The sequence below is a fragment of the Bradyrhizobium sp. SBR1B genome, assembly GCF_014198205.1.
GTDB lineage: Bacteria > Pseudomonadota > Alphaproteobacteria > Rhizobiales > Xanthobacteraceae > Bradyrhizobium.
The window spans coordinates 1-15,777 of record NZ_JACIHC010000023.1; the positions used below are offsets into that span (position 1 = coordinate 1).

At 63.5% G+C, this 15,777-nt stretch carries 14 protein-coding genes and 1 pseudogene; 5 read left to right on the forward strand and 10 right to left on the reverse strand.

The window, feature by feature from the left end; all coding sequences use genetic code 11:
* Positions 1-31: 31 nt before the first annotated feature.
* The 4 genes from GGD61_RS35210 to rpmB form a co-directional block, all read right to left on the reverse strand.
* Positions 32-463: a hypothetical protein gene (locus GGD61_RS35210; protein ID WP_183232058.1), complete on the reverse strand. Its 432-nt coding sequence runs from the start codon at positions 461-463 to the stop codon at positions 32-34.
* 13 nt (positions 464-476) lie between these two features.
* Entirely contained in the window at positions 477-713 is a 237-nt protein-coding gene (locus tag GGD61_RS41715) for an ABC-three component system middle component 8 (protein ID WP_409362483.1), read from the reverse strand.
* A complete protein-coding gene (locus GGD61_RS35215) occupies positions 688-1,629 on the reverse strand; it encodes an ABC-three component system protein (RefSeq protein WP_183232059.1) in 942 nt (313 codons plus the stop codon). Before GGD61_RS35215 ends, GGD61_RS41715 begins: the two co-directional genes overlap by 26 nt.
* 236 nt (positions 1,630-1,865) lie before the next feature.
* Positions 1,866-2,177 carry a 50S ribosomal protein L28 gene (gene rpmB / locus GGD61_RS35220; RefSeq protein ID WP_183232060.1) on the reverse strand — a complete coding sequence of 104 codons (312 nt, stop codon included), beginning with the start codon at positions 2,175-2,177 and terminating at the stop codon, positions 1,866-1,868.
* 546 nt (positions 2,178-2,723) lie between these two features.
* Between rpmB and GGD61_RS35225 the strand changes: the two genes are divergently transcribed.
* From GGD61_RS35225 to GGD61_RS35245, 5 genes and pseudogenes are all read left to right on the forward strand, one after another.
* Positions 2,724-3,533, forward strand: coding sequence for a DUF3108 domain-containing protein (locus tag GGD61_RS35225; RefSeq protein ID WP_183232090.1), 810 nt, complete (start codon positions 2,724-2,726; stop codon positions 3,531-3,533).
* Between the two features lie 811 nt (positions 3,534-4,344).
* Positions 4,345-7,764, forward strand: coding sequence for a helicase-related protein (locus GGD61_RS35230; protein ID WP_183232061.1), 3,420 nt, complete (start codon positions 4,345-4,347; stop codon positions 7,762-7,764).
* Positions 7,765-7,839: 75 nt separating this feature from the next.
* Positions 7,840-8,109, forward strand: a pseudogene (locus GGD61_RS35235) (RNA-binding S4 domain-containing protein); the annotation flags it as partial.
* 132 nt (positions 8,110-8,241) lie between these two features.
* Positions 8,242-8,580, forward strand: a complete 339-nt coding sequence (gene fdxA, locus GGD61_RS35240) for a ferredoxin FdxA (RefSeq protein WP_011082989.1) — start codon at positions 8,242-8,244, stop codon at positions 8,578-8,580.
* A 344-nt stretch (positions 8,581-8,924) separates the two neighbouring features.
* The gene (locus GGD61_RS35245) at positions 8,925-9,737 is read left to right on the forward strand and encodes a CarD family transcriptional regulator (protein ID WP_084674786.1); all 813 of its coding nucleotides are present in this window, start codon (positions 8,925-8,927) and stop codon (positions 9,735-9,737) included.
* A gap of 284 nt (positions 9,738-10,021) precedes the next feature.
* Here the strand turns inward: GGD61_RS35245 and GGD61_RS35250 are convergent, their stop codons facing one another.
* The 6 genes from GGD61_RS35250 to cyoB are packed head-to-tail and all read right to left on the reverse strand — an operon-like array spanning position 10,022 to position 15,772.
* A complete protein-coding gene (locus GGD61_RS35250) occupies positions 10,022-10,555 on the reverse strand; it encodes a response regulator transcription factor (protein ID WP_018316482.1) in 534 nt (177 codons plus the stop codon).
* Complete coding sequence (locus GGD61_RS35255; RefSeq protein WP_183232062.1) at positions 10,545-11,948, reverse strand: ATP-binding protein; 1,404 nt, start codon at positions 11,946-11,948, stop codon at positions 10,545-10,547. Before GGD61_RS35255 ends, GGD61_RS35250 begins: the two co-directional genes overlap by 11 nt.
* Positions 11,920-12,771, reverse strand: coding sequence for an SURF1 family protein (locus GGD61_RS35260; protein ID WP_183232063.1), 852 nt, complete (start codon positions 12,769-12,771; stop codon positions 11,920-11,922). Before GGD61_RS35260 ends, GGD61_RS35255 begins: the two co-directional genes overlap by 29 nt.
* Positions 12,768-13,148, reverse strand: coding sequence for a cytochrome o ubiquinol oxidase subunit IV (cyoD, locus tag GGD61_RS35265; RefSeq protein WP_092261292.1), 381 nt, complete (start codon positions 13,146-13,148; stop codon positions 12,768-12,770). Before cyoD ends, GGD61_RS35260 begins: the two co-directional genes overlap by 4 nt.
* Positions 13,145-13,774, reverse strand: coding sequence for a cytochrome o ubiquinol oxidase subunit III (gene cyoC, locus GGD61_RS35270; protein WP_018316478.1), 630 nt, complete (start codon positions 13,772-13,774; stop codon positions 13,145-13,147). The genes cyoD and cyoC overlap by 4 nt, the downstream gene beginning before the upstream one ends.
* Complete coding sequence (gene cyoB / locus GGD61_RS35275; RefSeq protein WP_183232064.1) at positions 13,775-15,772, reverse strand: cytochrome o ubiquinol oxidase subunit I; 1,998 nt, start codon at positions 15,770-15,772, stop codon at positions 13,775-13,777. It abuts the gene before it with no gap.
* Positions 15,773-15,777: the final 5 nt, after the last annotated feature.

The window sequence follows — 15,777 nt, forward strand, 5'->3', positions numbered from 1 at the left end:
GCCCATTGGGCATCAGTCAAAACGAATCGGTTCATTCCAAGCTTGAATCACAATCAAGCGGGAATGAGAATCCTGAATCCAAACAGACCCTAGGCAATTCACGCGCGTCAGCGATGCTGATATCCGTCTTTATCAAGCTGATCTCATTCGGCTCCGCTACCGATCGTCGAACCGTCACACATGTGCCCTCGTGTGTGAGGACTTCGAAGTAGAACACAAAATCGTTGAAACGATCCTTGTGTTTGGCAAGAAAGTGATCCGCTCCTGAGATGTCTTTGAGTAGGACGAAGTCGATCAGTGCGATCAAAGTCGTCTTGCCGAGGTTGTGCGAATCTCCGTCTCGGGCACGCTTTCTCGTTACCTCAGCAAACACGACGTTCAGAAACGAAGATGCTGGGCCAGCATTGAAGTGGATCGGGGTAAAGAGATGATCCAGATTCGAATATAGTCGGTTTAGTTGCATGGCCGTAACTTCATCACGCTCGATATTCGAATGTATCGTTTTTCGAGTGATATTCGAGTCGGCCTATGAGGAATAGAAAGCTTATCGCTGGAGCAATTACTGCTTCGCCATCGTCTCCTATGCGTCGCTTAATCAATCGCATTGCTGAATCGTAGTCCATGATTCGTCTTCGACGTAGTTCGGCTAGAAGCTCGCTAGCGACCCGAACGACAGCTCTGTCCAAATCAAGATGCTTCGAGGGGATTAGCATGTTGGCCGATATCGCAAGTGTAATACATGTAATGCAGAAAGAGTGAGGCGTATCGACGCCGTTTGTTTAAGCTGGGATTGTTGGTTGTGACCAAGTCTATGATGGACGTTAGGGCATCGTCGAAGCTTTCAAACGGAGGCGACTTGGTGATTAGTTTGCGTCTGATCTCGTCGGCCGTGTCTTCATACATCTCTCTAAAGTCAATGTTGCGCGGATTCTTGAGGAAGTCTTCTATCGTCCTGAAGTACGGCAGTGACCGAGTTCGAATTTCTTCCCAATAGGAATCGCTCAGTTTGTTGATCTTATTCTTTTTGGGTTTGGAGACGTACGTGAGATCTGTGCCGTCCCCAATTGGAGGCGTTCCGCTGACGGTCTGATGGAATGCAGTTATTACTGAGGTGAGATCATCGACCTGAATTCGCAGTGGTGCATCAAATCGATCAAATCCTAACTTTGACCAGATTTCTGGATGGAGAGTGAGCCAGAGCCGCAATTGTTCGGCCCCGAGAAGGTGTGCCGATGTGAGGCCCAGCGCCAGTAACGCCTGCTCCTTGGTGATGGCATCGTTCGCCGGCTTTTTGCGGTTTGTAAATACGAGATAGTGCTCCAGCTCTCCAGTTGCGATGAGTTTCGCAATCTTTGAGTGCTCGCCTACTAGTATCCTTCCGAAAATGGCATCGGCGCAGGAGCCGGCGGGATTCTGTGTGTGTTTCGCTTGAACGATGAACTTGCCCGCAAGTGGCGCCGCCGGACTAGGAAACTTGCTGGCTGTTCCAGTAAAGAGTCCGTCCCTTCCACCGTCCGGACCGGTGGCAAAAACGATGATGCCTGTGCCAAGGACATGGTAGCAAATTGCTGCGACGAGCGTCTCGAACTCGTCGTCTGAAAGATCGTGCGTTGGAAACGTTCGGTGCAATACGACTTTTCCCAAAGAGAAAGAAAGTGGCGGCGATTCTTCGGCTAAACTCTAGGCTGTAGCGCAGTGCACCATCAAGTCGGGTATCCACCGTTTCGTGACCTTTGGTGCTTTGGGGGCTCAAAACTCCACACAAACAAAAACGGCCGGATCATCCGATCCGGCCGCAACGCAAACTCTACTGGCTAAGCCTACGCCACGCGACGCAACCTAGCCCCCGCCCAATTCTGAAAAACTTAGCTGGCCTTCTTGGCCGGTGCCGCCGACGGGCCGACCTTCTTCTGGATGGCGCGCTTCAGCTCGAGGGCGCGCGGCGACAGCAGGTCGGCCTTGGCCTTGAGCAGGAAGGCATCGAGGCCGCCATTGTGGTCGACGCTCTTGACCGCGTTGGTGGAGACGCGCAGGCGCACGTTGCGCTCCAGGGCTTCGCTGATGAAGGTCACGTTGACTAGGTTCGGCAGGAAGCGGCGCTTGGTCTTGATGTTGGAGTGGCTGACCTTGTGGCCGACGAGGGGGCCCTTGGCCGTCAGTTCGCAGCGGCGAGACATGGCATAAATCCTTGAGTTCGATCCCCCAACGATTGCGGCCGCCATTCTGGGCGCCACGGGGGCTAATTCTTTTGTCCTTGCAGGGAGCGGGCGGACGTATAGGGGGGAAGGGGCGGGCAGTCAAGGTTTTGGGCGGGGATTTGCGCGCCACAACAGGTGTCATCGCCCGGCCTTGCGCGCAATTGCGCGCTGGGACCGGGCGATCCAGTACTCCGCGGCGGCGCGGCTGACCAGGGGGGGCCGCGGCGTACTGGATGCCCCGGTCAAGCCGGGGCATGACGGCGGAGTGGGTGGAGGTAGGTGAGCGCTCCCGGCTACCGTCGATCACCAAAACGGCAATGTTTGTCGCGCCTTACCATCACATAAAGGGCGTATTCGCGCCTGAAGACTCCGGTGGAGTTCCCGGCTCGATACGCCCGGACACATTGTTTGCCGCGGTTTTTGGCTTAAGTAACAACCGTCGCGCCCCGATTGGATTGTTTCGTGCTCACAACGTCCCCTTTTGCGCCAGAACAGCGCTCAGTCCGCCCGCGCTTTGCCGGCTGGCTGGCGGCGCTTTGCGGCCTGGTGGTGGCGTGGGGCGCGGTGCCCGCGGCGGCGCAGGGCAAGCTCGAGGCGCAATATGAGGCCTCGCTGGCCGGCATTCCCGTCGGCAAGGGCGCATGGAACATCGACATCCAGGACGACGTGTTCTCGGCGGCGGCCGCGGGCGGCACCTCGGGGCTGCTGAAGTCGTTCACCGGCGGGTCCGGCACCGGCGCTAGCCAAGGGCGCATCGTCAACGGCGCGCTGGTTGCGACCGGCTACCAGGCCTCCACCACCACCTCGAAGAAGACCGAAGAGATCCGCATCACGCTCGACAAGGGCAATGTGAAGGATTTTGCCATTCTGCCGGAGCCGCCGGTCGATCCGGACCGTATCGTCGTCACCGACGCGCACCGCCGCGGCGTCTGGGACCCCATGACGGCCTCGCTGCTGCGCGTGCCCGGCAATGGCGACCCGGTCTCGCCGGACGCCTGCCACAACTCGGCGCCCGTGTTCGACGGCCGCATGCGCTACGATCTGAAGCTCGATTTCAAGCGAATGGAGAGCGTGAAGGCGGAGAAGGGCTATCACGGCCCGGTGGTGGTCTGTTCGCTCTATTTCGTGCCCGTCGCCGGCTACATCCCGGACCGCCCCGTGATCAAATACCTCGCCGCCCAGCGCAACATCGAGATCGCCTTTGCCCCCGTCGCCGGCACGCGCGTCCTGGTCCCGTTCTGGCTGAAAGTGCCGACGCCGCTCGGCCCGGCCATGCTGGAAGCCACCAGCTTCATCACCACGGCCCAGCCGCCAAGGGTGGCGAAGACGCAGTAGGCGGCTGTTTCCGCGCCTGTCCTTTGTTAACTCGTCACCCTGAGGTGGCCGCCTCTTTGGCGGCCCTCGAAGGGCGACAGCCCGGCTCTCACCGCGAGGAAACCAGCGCCAGCCGCCGCAACCGGGCCGTCCATCCTTCGAGGCTCCCGGCGCGGTGCTGGGCACCGCGCCACTCGCACCTCAGGATGACGGAAGAAGTGTCGTGATTTTAATTACTTACCTACTGTGCATGGGGTTGTTTTCGCGAAAATGGGTTTGGGCGGCCTCGATCCGGGGAATCCATTTGACTCCTCCCCGATTCTGATTCGACTCCGCGTCGTCCCCAACTTAAGGCTTTGCGCCATCGAAACGTCACTTGTACGGCGGCCCAAAACTCCATCTAGTTGCAGCCAACAAGACTCCCGCGACATGTTGCGTGAACGGAACATGACTCCAGGGGGAGTCAGCGATTCGGCCGCGATTCGTTCTAGAGTCGTTCCGAAGCTTAAAGCCAACGGGAAAAGCGTCGCAAAGTGAGACAGTTGCGCGAGGTTTGGGGAGGCGCCGGATTCTCCGCCGCCACATCCCGTCACCCTGAGGTGGCCGCTTCTTCAGCGGCCCTCGAAGGGCGACGGGCCCGGCTGGCGCCGCGGACATTCGCTGGATTGGCACCCGGGCCGTTCATCCTTCGAGGCTCCCCATGCGGCGCGATGCGCCGCATGGCTCGCGCCTCAGGATGACGGGCTGATGGTGGGCGGATCAGCCCCCAAGCCCCGCCCCCGCCCCAGACAGCACTGACATTCGCCCAAATCGCCACTACCTAATCCCCCAGATGCCCTTTTCCTCCTCCCCCTTCGCTTCCGAGCGCGCGCCGTCCGATCGGGTGCCTGGCGCCGGCGTCACTGCGGTGCTCGGGCCGACCAACACCGGCAAGACCCATCTCGCCATCGAGCGGATGCTGGCGCATCCGTCGGGGATGATCGGCCTGCCGCTGCGCCTGCTCGCGCGCGAGGTCTACAACAAGATCGCTGGCCGGGTCGGCGCCGAGGCGGTCGCGCTCGTCACCGGCGAGGAGAAGATCAAGCCCAGGAATCCCCGCTATTGGGTCTCGACCGTCGAGGCGATGCCGCGCGACCTCGACCTTTCCTTCCTCGCCGTCGACGAGGTCCAGATCGCCAGCGATCTCGAACGCGGCCACGTCTTCACCGATCGCATCCTCAACCGCCGCGGCCGCGACGAGACGCTGCTGCTGGGCGCCGCCACGATGCGCCCGATCATCGAGCGGCTGCTGCCTGGCGTCTCCATGATCACGCGGCCGCGCCTGTCGCAGCTCGAATTCGCCGGCGACCGCAAGATCACGCGCCAGCCGCGCCGCACTGCCATCGTCGCGTTCTCGGCCGACGAGGTCTACGCCATCGCCGAGCTGATCCGCCGCCAGCATGGCGGCGCCGCCGTGGTGCTGGGCTCGCTCTCGCCCCGCACGCGGAACGCGCAGGTGGCGATGTTCCAGAACGGCGATGTCGATTATCTCGTCGCCACCGATGCCGTCGGCATGGGCCTCAATCTCGACGTCGACCACGTTGCGTTTGCCTCCGACCGCAAGTTCGACGGCTACCAGTTCCGTAGGCTGACGCCGTCCGAATTCGCGCAGATTGCGGGGCGCGCCGGCCGCGCCACGCGCAACGGCACTTTCGGCACCACCGGCCGCTGCGCGCCGTTCGAGCCCGAGCTCGTCAACGCGCTGCAGAACCACACTTTCGATCCCGTGAAGATGCTGCAATGGCGCAACGCCAGGCTGGATTTCTCCTCGCTCGGCGCGCTCCAGGTGTCCCTGAACCTCGCCCCCGGCCACGAGGCGCTGACGCGCGCCCCCGTCGCCGAGGACATGCGCGTGCTCGACCATGCCGCCCGCGACGTCGAGGTGCGCGATATCGCGCATGGCAAGGCGGCGGTGGAGCGGCTGTGGGAGGCCTGCCAGGTCCCCGATTACCGAAAATTGTCGCCGGCCGCCCATGCCGAGCTGGTGACCACGCTATACGGCTTCCTGATGCGGAAGGGCTGCATCCCCGACGCCTGGTTCGAGTCTCAGATCACCCAGGCCGACCGCGTCGACGGCGACATCGACACGCTGTCGGCCCGGATCGCGCAGATTCGCACCTGGACCTTCGTCGCCAACCGCCCGGACTGGCTGAAAGACCCCGAACGCTGGCAGGGGATCGCGCGGGAGGTCGAAAATAAATTATCGGATGCGCTCCATGAACGCTTGACTGAGCGTTTCGTTGATCGCCGGACCAGTGTATTGATGCGCCGCCTGCGGGAGAACACGAGCTTGAATACTGAAATCGGCAAGACCGGCGAAGTCATCGTCGAAGGCCATGTCATCGGCCGCCTCGACGGCTTCACCTTTGCACCGGATGCGGCGGAAGCCGGCTCGGATGCGAAAGCCTTGCAGGCTGCAGCGCAAGCGGTGCTCGCCGGCGAGATCAACACGCGCGCCGAAAAGCTCGGCAACGCGCCGGACGATCAGTTCGTGCTGACCTCCGAAGGCATCATCCGCTGGACCGGCGATGCCGTGGCGCGGCTGTCCGCCGCAGAGGACGCGCTGCATCCGCGCATCCGCATCATCTCCGACGAGCGCCTGACCGGCGGCCCCCGCGAGAAGGTGCAGGCCCGGCTCGAGCTCTGGCTCAAGACCCATGTCGAGAAGCTGCTCGGGCCGATGTTCGAGCTCTCCAAGGCCGAGGACGTCACCGGCATCGCCCGCGGCATCGCCTATCAGCTCGTCGAGGCGCTCGGCGTGCTCGAGCGTCCGAAGATCGCCAACGAGCTGAAGGATCTCGACCAGCCGTCGCGCGCGGTGTTGCGCAAATACGGCGTCCGTTTCGGCGCCTATCACATCTATTTCCCCGGCCTTTTGAAGCCGGCCGCGCGTGCGCTCGCGGCGCTGCTCTGGGCGCTGAAGCAGGACAATGTCGATCTGTCCTCGCTGTCGGGCGCGCAGCATCTGGCATCCTCGGGGCGCACCTCGTTCCCGGTCGACAAGGCCTTGCCGCGCGATGCCTATCGCGTGCTCGGCTACAAGCAGGCCGGCGAGCGCGCCGTGCGCGTCGACATTCTGGAGCGTCTTGCCGATCTGATCCGTCCGGCGCTGGCCTGGCGCGAGAACGCGTCCGGCGAAAAGCCGGCCGGCGCCTTCGACGGCCGCGGCTTCGTGGTGACGCAGGCGATGACGTCGCTCACGGGATCTGCCGGCGAAGATTTTGCGTCGGTCTTGCGCGCGCTCGGCTATCGCATGGAGAAGCGTCCGCCGCTGCCGCAAAAGCCGGCCGTGGTGGAAACGGTCGCGGCCGAGACGCCGCCGGCTGAAGGCAGCGCCGAATCCGCGACAGCGACCTCGACCGAGACCGCCGCAGAGGCCGTTGCCGGCCTGCCGGCGGAGGCTTCCACCGAAGCGGTCGCCGAGCCGGTCACGGTCGAAGATGCGCCCGGCATGGAGCTGCAGGACGAGCCGGCTCAGGAGGCCGAGCCCGCGCTCGAAGCCTCTCCCGAGGCCCCTGTCACGCCCGAAGACGCCCCCGGCATTGCGCCGCCGGCGGAAGAGCCTGCTGCGCCCACCGAGACTGCCGGCCTCGAAGCCGCTCCGGCCGAGACGGCTGCAACCGAAGCCGCCGCGTCACCCGACGCCGCCGCGCCTGTCGAAGCTGCGGCGACGCCCGCCGAGCCCGAGCTGATCGAGGTCTGGCGTCCCGGCGGCCGTCACGAGGACCGCAAGCCGCGCCACGAGCGCCATCGCCACCAGCGTCACCACCATCAGCGTCCGCAAGGAGGCGCAGAGGCAGGTGCCGCGCCCGCGGAAGGCGGGGCCGCACAAGCAGCCGACGGCGCCAAGCCGGGCCAGCGTCATGGCGGCCATCGCAGGGACGGCGGCAGAGACTTCCGCAAGCCGCGCGAAGGTGGCGAGGGCGCGCCGCGTCCCGAGGGGCGCGACGACAGGAACCGCCGCTTCGAGGGCAAGGATCGCGACAACAAGGGGCGCGATCGCGACAAGGGCAAATTCGGCGGAGACCGCGACAAGGGCCGTGACAACCGCGGCCGCGACCGCGACAAGGGCCGCGACCGCCAGGGCGGACCCTCGCTGCGTCCCTACGCCTCGAGCGCAAATCCGCGCGAGCGCGATCGCCCGGCCGATCCGAATTCGCCCTTCGCCAAGCTCGCGGCGCTGAAAGAGCAGCTGTCCGGGCGCAAGGAGTAGCATAGCGTTTTCAAGCGAAGTGCGGAGCGGTTCGCGTGAAGAAAACGCGTCAGAAGGAATAGAGCCACGACGACCGAGCGGCAGCGCCTCGACAAATGGCTGTGGCACGCGCGGGTGGTGAAGGCGCGCACCTCCGCGGCCGAGCTCGTCGGGTCGGGCCACGTTCGCGTCAACGGCGAGCGTGAAAAGTCGCCGGGGCATGCGATCAAGATCGGCGACGTCATCACCGTCGCGCTCGATCGCACCGTGCGGGTGTTGAAGGTCACCGGCTTCAGCGAACGCCGTGGCGATGCTGCCGCGGCGCGGGTGCTCTTTGAGGAGCTAAGCGAAGCGAAACGCAATTAATTGCGTTTCGAATTCAGTTCTTGGTCGATCAAACACACAAAGCCGTCATGATCGGGCCTTCCCGACCTTGCAGCGCAGGGCCATACGCGCTACGCAAGCCGCGACTTTTAAAAGAGCTTTTCGGAGCGTTGGATGACTTACGTCGTCACTGAAAACTGCATCAAGTGCAAGTACACCGACTGCGTCGAGGTCTGCCCGGTCGACTGCTTCTACGAGGGTGACAACATGCTCGTCATCCACCCGGACGAGTGCATCGATTGCGGCGTGTGCGAGCCGGAATGCCCCGCCGACGCCATCAAGCCGGACACGGAACCGGGCCTGGAAAAGTGGCTTTCGGTCAACGCCGACTACGCCAAGAGCTGGCCGAACATCACCCAGAAGAAAGAATCACCTGCCGACGCCAAGGAATTCGACGGCATGGAAGGCAAGTTCGAGAAATATTTTTCTCCGAACCCCGGCTCCGGCGACTGAATCGGGCTCAAACTTAACCCTAATAGCGGCGCTTCCGCCGAAAACCAGCCCTCAAGACCCCTAAATCATTGATTTTTGCGGGAAATGTGCTATATTGGGCACATTAAGCCGAACCCTGTCAGCCCCGTTGGCCCCGCTGGGTTCCCGTGAAACCAAATGTCGAACAGGGGCGTGGCAGTTTCCGCGCGCAGGCTGTGTCACAGAAAACGCGTAAAAAGAGTACTTCAGCGAGGGCTTCCCATAAGGAGGCCAAAAAAGTCGCCGCGGCCAGCCGTAGCGCATCCAAAGGTCGGACCGCGACGAAGGCGCCGGCTGCAAAGTCCTCGAAGAACAAAAGAAGCGCAATGCCTAACAAGACTGCCAAACCGGCCGCGAAAGCGACCGTTGCCAAGCCTGCTGTCAAGCCCGTTGCCGCCAAGGCTCCCGCTGCCAAGCCCGCCGCGTCGAAGGCTCCCGTTGCTGCTCCTGCCAAGGCTCCCGTTGCTGCCGCCAAGCCCGCTGTGAAGCCGGCGGCTGCTGCGCCGAAGGTCGAGGAAAAGAAGGTCGTGACCCAGCGTCAGGGCTTCAAGGCCAATGAATTCGTCGTCTATCCCGCTCACGGCGTCGGCCAGATCCTGGCCATCGAGGAGCAGGAGATCGCCGGCGCGAAGCTCGAGCTGTTCGTCATCAACTTCATCAAGGACAAGATGACGCTGCGCGTGCCGACCGCCAAGGTCGCCAATGTCGGCATGCGCAAGCTGTCCGAGCCGGCGCTGGTGAAGAAGGCGCTGGAGACGCTCAAGGGCCGCGCCCGCGTCAAGCGCACCATGTGGTCGCGCCGCGCCCAGGAATACGAAGCGAAGATCAATTCGGGCGACATCGTCGCGATCGCGGAAGTCGTGCGCGACCTCTACCGCTCGGAGTCGCAGCCGGAGCAGTCCTACAGCGAACGCCAGCTCTATGAAGCGGCGCTCGATCGTCTCTCCCGCGAGATCGCGGTGGTGCAGCACTCGACCGAGACCGAAGCGGTCAAGGAGATCGAAGCCCAGCTCGCCAAGAGCCCGCGCCGCACCAACGCCAAGGCGGAAGCCGCCGACGGCGAGGGCGATACGGATGCCGAGGGCGATACCGACGACACCGATGGCGACGACACCACCGTCGCCGACGAGGCCGCGTAAGCAGCTTCGCTCTGCGCAAGCAATCAAAAGCCCGGCCGAATGGCCGGGCTTTTTGTTTGGGGAATGTTTTCCAAGACGATGACTGAAGCTTCGTGCAAGAGCTCTCTCGACAAACTCGGTGTCGTCCCGGCGAACGCCGGGACCCATACCCCCAGGGGAGAAGTTTGACGAAGACTAGTCGTTCGGTACGCCTACCGATCGCAACGATAGATTCCGCGGTAGGGGTCCCGGCGTTCGCCGGGACGACGAGAGGAGAGAGTCTTCGTCAAACGACGCGTGGCGGGTCACTTCACCGGCCGCTTCTCGAGCTTCCTTGCCAGCGTGCGCCGGTGCATGCCGAGCCTTCTTGCCGCCTCCGAGATATTGAAATCGGTCTCGATCAGGGTCTGGTGGATGCGCTCCCATTCCAGCGTCTTGATCGAGGTCGGCCGTGCATCGAGCGCGACCTCGGCGTTGCCTTCGGCCTTGTTGAAGGCGGCTTCGATGTCGTCGGTGTTCGAGGGCTTTGCGAGATAGTGGCAGGCGCCCAGCTTGATCGCCTCGACGGCGGTCGAGATGCTGGCAAAGCCGGTGAGCACCACGATCAGCATGTCAGGGTCGTGCGTGTGCAGCAGCTCGACGCAGGCAAGGCCCGAGGCGCCGCCGAGCTTGAGGTCGACGACGGCGTGGCCGAAGGAGCGTTCCTCCAGCACGTTCCGCACGTCCTCGATCGAGGCGGCGAGCACGACATCATAGCCGCGGCGCTCGAACGAGCGCTTCAGCGTGCGCGCAAAGCCGGCATCGTCCTCGACGACGATGAGCGAACGGTCAGGCGTCAAAATTCCCTCCGATCGCCAGCGTTGCGAGCGGTAGCGTGAGGCGGACGGTGGCGCCGCGCTTCCTGTGGTTCTCGGCGGTCACGGTGCCTCCGAGCTTGCGCACCACGTTCACCACCAGGAACAGCCCGAGCCCGCCGCCGGCGCGGCCCTTGCTCGAGTGATAGGGTTTTCCGAGCTGCGCCAGCATCTCCGGCGCAAAGCCCGGGCCGCGATCGCTGATCGACAGCACGAGATTGTCGCCCTCGCGCTCGGCGACGAGCTCGACCCATTCCCGCGAGACTTCATAGGCGTTGTCGAGCACGTTGAAGATGACCTGCTTCAGCGCGATGTCGGAGACGATGGCGACGTCCGCTCCGAACGTATTGACGAAGTAGAGCGTCCGCGCCGAGCGCGCGTCGCGCCATTCGTCGACCAGGGCGGTCACGAAGGCCGTCACCGTCGTCGGCGATGAGCCTTCGCCGCGCGCTTCGCCGGCCGAGACCAGGATGCCCGTCACGATCGACTTGCAGCGCTGCAGCGAGGTTTCCATCTCCGCGAGGTCCTCGGCGAGCTCCTGATCGGCGGCAAGATCCGGCATGCGGCGCCAATCGCTGAGGATCACCGAGAGCGAGGCGAGCGGTGTGCCGAGCTCATGGGCCGCGCCGGAGGCGAGCAGGCCCATGCGGACGATGTGATCCTGCTCGGCGGCATGCTGGCGCAGCGCGGCCAGATTCGCGTCGCGCTCGCGCAAATTCCTGTTGATGCGGGTGACGAACACGACCAGCAGCACGGCGTTGAGAACGAAGCCCAGCAGCATGCCGGCGACCGTGAGCGTATAGGTCTCGCTCAGCGGGTTCGGCGGCAGGTCCAGCGGGCGGTATGCCAGCGTCAGCCAGACAAAACTCGCGCAGGTCAGCGCGACCAGCGACCAGGTCGAGCGGGCATCGAGCAGCACCGCGCCGAGCGTCACCTGGAGCAGGAACAGCGAGGTGAAGGGATTGGTGGCGCCGCCAGAGAGGTAGAGCTGCGCGGTTAGCGCGGCGACGTCCAGCATCAAGGCGACCAGCAGCTCGTTGTTGGTGATCGCGGCGCGATGGCGCACCCAGACCAGGCTGGAGACGTTGAGCAGCACCAGCGCGCCGATCACCGCGCCCATCCGCTCCAGCGGCAGGGGAATGCCGAGCCCAAGATGCACGCCGCCGATCGTCACGATCTGGCCGACCACCGCGGTCCAGCGCAGCTGGATCAGCAGCGCCATGTTCTTGCGGTTGGTCTCGTCGTCGGTCGGAGTCGTGCCGATCAGCTCGCTGCGCGCGTCCGCCTGCGATTGCAGCGTGACGGCCAGCCCGCCATGCGCAAGTGTGTGGGAAAGCGTCTTCCCGTCGTCAGGTCGGCTCGACGATCGTTCCAGCATCTGATCCCGTCCTGCGGGCGACGGCATCGGAGCCGCCTGCCTTTTCGTGGACGAAGCGTTTGCGGCGGAACAGCCCGCCGCCGAATGTGACGAAGAGTTTACCCGCCAGCATGAAAGCCAGGGCGAACCACGTCAGCGCGTAGATCAGGTGGTTATTGGGAAAGCTGACCACGGTCAATCCGCCGATTGGACCGCTGCCGGATTGTGATCCGGCATCGGCATCGACGAAGAACGGCGCGACATCGTGCAGACCGCGGGCGGTCGCAATCGCGGCGACATCCCGCGAATACCAGCGGTTGTGCTGGGGCACGTTGTTCCGGAGGAATCCGCCTTTCGGCTCTGTCATGCGGAGCAGGCCGGTGATCTCGACCTGGCCGTCCGGATTGCCGTCCCGGCGCGTCGATGCGTCGCGCCGCTCGGACGGCACGAAGCCGCGGTTGACCAGGACCTGTGTGCCGTCATCGCGCTGGAGCGGTGTCAGCACCCAATAGCCCGGGCCTTCCTCGGTGACCGCCTGGACCAGCGTCTCGCGGTCATGCAGGAAGCGGCCGGTGACGCTGACATGCCTGTATTCGTCATTTGCCCTGGAAACCGCAGGCCATGAATCGGGCGAGGGGATCGGCTGGGCCGGGGCATGGACACGCTGCTCGACGCGGTCGATCAGCGCCAGCTTCCAGGCGCGGCGCTCGATCTGCCAGATGCCGAGTGCGATCAGAACAACAAAGGCCGTCAGCGAGAGGACCGTGAGCCACAGGGACGGGGACCGCGCAGCCTCGCTGCGCGCCCCGCTCGTCTTGCTGGTCACGGTCCTGACTTCGCTCACTTCATTCCGCTCATCTGGTGGATCGGCATCATGTTGCTGTTGAGGTGGCTCATCACCCACAGCGAACCCGACAGCGCGATCACCACCATGACGATGGTGAAGATCAGCGCCATCATGCTCCAGCCGTTCTCGGACGTCGTGTTCATGTGCAGGAAGTAGATCATGTGCACGACGATCTGCACGACCGCGAAGGCCATGATCACGAGCGCGGTGATCTGCTTGCTCGGCAGTGCGCCGCTCATCACCAGCCAGAACGGGATCGCGGTCAGCACGACCGAGAGCACGAAGCCGAGCATGTAGCCCGAGAACGTGCTGTGGGCGTGGCCGTCGGCGTGGTGATGGTCGTGCGCGCCGGCTGCGTGGGTATCGGTGCTCATCGCAGAACTCCCAGGAGATAGACGAAGGTGAAGACGCCGATCCAGACCACGTCGAGGAAGTGCCAGAACATCGACAGGCACATCAGGCGGCGGCGGTTGGCTTCGATCAGGCCGAACTTCTGGACCTGCACCATCAGCGTCACCAGCCAGATCAGGCCGCAGGAAACGTGCAGGCCGTGGGTGCCGACCAGGGTGAAGAACGCCGACAGGAAGGCGCTGCGCTGGGGCGTGGCGCCTTCATGGATCATGTGAGCGAACTCGGTGAGCTCGATGCCGATGAAGGCGAGACCGAACAGGCCGGTGATCGCCAGCCAGATTTGCGTCTGTGCGACCTTGTTCTGCTGCATCGTCAGCATGGCAAAGCCATACGTGATCGACGACAGCAGCAGCATCGAAGTGTTCACCGCGACCAGGTTCAGGTCGAACAGGTCCTTCGGTGCGGGGCCTGCGGCGTAGTTGCCACCGAGCACGCCAAAGGTGGCGAACAGGATCGCGAAGATGAGACAGTCGCTCATCAGGTAGATCCAGAAGCCGAGCGAGGTGCTCCAGCCTTCCGGATGCGGGTGTTCGTCGGCGAGATAGAAGACCGGCTCGCCGGTCTGGGCGGGATTGACAGCGACAGTCATTTACTTGGCTCCGGCGAGCAGTTTGGTGCGCGCGTCCTCGGTCCGGATGACGTCTTCAGCCGGAATGTCGAAGTCGCGGTGATAGTTGAAGGTGTGGCCGATGCCGACGACGAGCAGCGCGGCGAAGCACACTGCGGCGAGCCACCAGATGTACCAGATCAGGCCGAATCCCATCGCGGTGGCGAGGCCGGCGAGGATGATGCCGGTGCCGGTGCTGCTGGGCATGTGGATCGGCCTGAACCCGGTGAGCGGACGCTGGTAGCCGTGCTTCTTCATGTCCCACCACGCGTCATTGTCGTGAACGACGGGGGTGAAGGCGAAGTTGTAGTCCGGCGGGGGCGAGGAGGTCGCCCATTCCAGCGTGCGCGCGTCCCAGGGATCGCCGGTGACGTCCTTGAGCTGCTCGCGCCTGAGGAAGCTGACCGCGAACTGCATCAGCATGCTGAGGATACCGAGCAGGACGAGGAAGGCCCCGATCGCGGCGATGACGAACCAGATCTGCAAGGACGGATCGTCGAACACGCGCAGGCGGCGGGTCACGCCCATCAGGCCGAGCACGTAGAGCGGCATGAAGGCGAGGTAGAAGCCGGTGACCCAGAACCAGAACGACATCTTGCCCCAGAATGGATCGAGCTTGAAGCCGAACGCTTTCGGGAACCAGTAGGAGATGCCGGCGAAGGCGCCGAACACCACGCCGCCGATGATCACGTTGTGGAAGTGCGCGATCAGGAACAGGCTGTTGTGCAGCACGAAGTCGGCCGGCGGCACCGCCAGCAGCACGCCGGTCATGCCGCCGATCACGAAGGTCAGCATGAAGGCGATCGTCCACATCATCGGCAGCTCGTAGCGGATGCGGCCGCGATACATCGTGAACAGCCAGTTGAACATCTTCGCGCCCGTCGGGATCGAGATGATCATCGTGGTGATGCCGAAGAACGAGTTGACGCTGGCGCCCGAGCCCATCGTGAAGAAGTGATGCAGCCAGACCAGGTACGACAGGATGGTGATGACGACCGTGGCGTAGACCATCGAGGTGTAGCCGAACAGCCGCTTGCCGGAGAAGGTCGAGGTCACTTCCGAGAAGATGCCGAACGCCGGGAGAACCAGGATGTAGACTTCGGGATGACCCCAGATCCAGATCAGGTTCACGTACATCATCGGGCTGCCGCCGAAATCGTTCGTGAAGAAGTTGGTGCCGACGTAGCGGTCGAGCGAGAGCAGCGCGAGCACCACTGTCAGAACCGGGAAGGAGGCGACGATCAGGACGTTGGTGCAGAGCGACGTCCAGGTGAAGACCGGCATCTTCATCATGGTCATGCCGGGACACCGCAGCTTGACGATGGTGCAGATCAGGTTGATGCCTGACAATGTCGTGCCGACGCCCGCGACCTGCAGCGCCCAGATGTAATAGTCGACGCCGACATCGGGGCTGTAGCCGATGTTCGACAGCGGCGGATAAGCCAGCCAGCCGGTGCGGGCGAATTCGCCGATGAACAGCGAAGCCATCACCAGCACTGCGCCGCCGACCGTCATCCAGAAGCTGAAATTGTTCAGGAACGGGAACGACACGTCGCGCGCGCCGATCTGGAGCGGCACGACATAGTTCATCAGGCCGGTCACCAGCGGCATCGCCACGAAGAAGATCATGATCACGCCGTGGGCGGTGAAGACCTGGTCGTAGTGATGGGCGTTGAGATAGCCTTCGGAGCCGCCAAAGGCCAGCATCTGCTGGCCGCGCATCATCAGCGCATCGGCAAAGCCGCGCAGCAGCATCACGATGCCGAGGATCATGTACATGATGCCGATGCGCTTGTGGTTCACGGTGGTGAACCATTCGCGCCAGAGATAACCCCAGAGGCGGAAATAGGTGAGGCCGCCGAGCAGTGCGGCGCCGCCGAGCGCGACCACCGCGAAGGTGCCGACGACGATCGGCTCGTGCAGCGGCAACGATTCGAAGCCGAGCCGGCCGAAGATGAGCTTGAGAAGATCAGGAGACATGCGGG

Excerpts from the sequence above, each read along its gene's own strand:
- GGD61_RS35245 (WP_084674786.1), top strand. The coding sequence starts at position 8,925 with ATGCCTAACAAGACTGCCAAACCGGCCGCGAAAGCGACCGTTGCCAAG.
- GGD61_RS35210 (WP_183232058.1), bottom strand. The coding sequence starts at position 463 with ATGCAACTAAACCGACTATATTCGAATCTGGATCATCTCTTTACCCCG.
- GGD61_RS35230 (WP_183232061.1), top strand. The coding sequence starts at position 4,345 with ATGCCCTTTTCCTCCTCCCCCTTCGCTTCCGAGCGCGCGCCGTCCGAT.
- GGD61_RS35255 (WP_183232062.1), bottom strand. The coding sequence starts at position 11,948 with ATGCTGGAACGATCGTCGAGCCGACCTGACGACGGGAAGACGCTTTCC.
- rpmB (WP_183232060.1), bottom strand. The coding sequence starts at position 2,177 with ATGTCTCGCCGCTGCGAACTGACGGCCAAGGGCCCCCTCGTCGGCCAC.
- cyoC (WP_018316478.1), bottom strand. The coding sequence starts at position 13,774 with ATGACTGTCGCTGTCAATCCCGCCCAGACCGGCGAGCCGGTCTTCTAT.
- cyoD (WP_092261292.1), bottom strand. The coding sequence starts at position 13,148 with ATGAGCACCGATACCCACGCAGCCGGCGCGCACGACCATCACCACGCC.
- cyoB (WP_183232064.1), bottom strand. The coding sequence starts at position 15,772 with ATGTCTCCTGATCTTCTCAAGCTCATCTTCGGCCGGCTCGGCTTCGAA.
- fdxA (WP_011082989.1), top strand. The coding sequence starts at position 8,242 with ATGACTTACGTCGTCACTGAAAACTGCATCAAGTGCAAGTACACCGAC.
- GGD61_RS41715 (WP_409362483.1), bottom strand. The coding sequence starts at position 713 with ATGCTAATCCCCTCGAAGCATCTTGATTTGGACAGAGCTGTCGTTCGG.